The following is a 1006-nucleotide window of genomic DNA, read 5'->3' as shown; positions in this document are numbered from 1 at the left end:
CTGAAAAACGTACCTTGGCTGTGCCATGGATGAGTAGGCGGTGCCGGTAGGCGCGGCAATGGCGGCGTTGAGATCGACACTTGCCTGGCCGTCAAGACCCTGCATATAGTTGGTCAATTCCGTGCTTAAATCACTTGCTGCGGTGGCACAACTTACGCCCCGTCCGTCAGGGTAAGTAATTGTCTGATAGGTAATGGGGCCAGCGGTGTTGTCATAGTTACTTAGAAGATAGGCCACCTTTCCTGTGGCCGCATCATAAGATGTGGTGGATGTGGACAGTTTGGCGCAAGTGGCCATGTACCGGGCAAAATTGGTGAAGAAATACGGGTTTTTGGGAGTGGTGATGATTTTTCGTAACGAGAGCATCAGTTGCAGATTGGATGCAAACCCGTTGTTGTACATGGTTGAGGTCGAACCTATAGGGGTGAAAACCGTATCGAATTGATCGGCCATTTTTTTGGCGATGGTGCTTCCCAGCGAGGCAACGACCGCAATGCCAAGGGGGGTGTCCGCAACCACTCTCGTGTCACCGGAAAACACATCTTCGATCATCAAAGGTGTGCGCGGCACCGTCATAACGATATAAATCAGGAACGCTAAAAGTACCGGGCCAAGATTCAAGCGCTGATGGATGAACCAAGCCAGTATTGACCCCCAAAGGGTCAACATGACAGCAAAGGTGAAAAAACCGCCCGCGTTAAATTGCGCACCGGAGGCCGAATACCATCCGGACGAGTTGAAGATCATGTTCATCCCCTGGATGACCTTCTCGGCGGTATCAATATCGCCATACACATAAATCTCAGGATATAGGCTCATTGCACAACTCCAGCCGGCTTATGGTCTCTGGGGAAACTGCCTTTGATGTTTTTCGCAATCTCTACCAGTTGGTTGATTGCTTCAGGACTCAATACGATGGTCTGTTGCACATTGCTGACCTCTTGGCGCAATGCCGTCATTCCTTCTTTGACGACATCCGGCATGGACGGCTTGTCTTTGTCAGCAG

The 1006-nt window shown here is 50.8% G+C and carries 2 protein-coding genes; both read right to left on the bottom strand.

Going from position 1 to position 1006, the window contains the following annotated elements; translation table 11 throughout:
- The coding region (locus ACOCD2_RS21880; protein WP_293680436.1) for a conjugal transfer protein TraG N-terminal domain-containing protein at positions 1 to 819 on the bottom strand (819 nt) is incomplete at its 3' end.
- The coding region (locus ACOCD2_RS21875) for a hypothetical protein (protein ID WP_419626112.1) at positions 816 to 1006 on the bottom strand (191 nt) is incomplete at its 5' end. The genes ACOCD2_RS21875 and ACOCD2_RS21880, both read right to left, overlap by 4 nt.

The sequence above is a fragment of the Thiolapillus sp. genome, assembly GCF_048562965.1.
GTDB classification, from domain to species: domain Bacteria; phylum Pseudomonadota; class Gammaproteobacteria; order Chromatiales; family Chromatiaceae; genus Thiolapillus; species Thiolapillus brandeum_A.
Note: the sequence above shows the minus strand (reverse complement) of the source record. Positions and strands in the feature narration are given on the sequence as shown.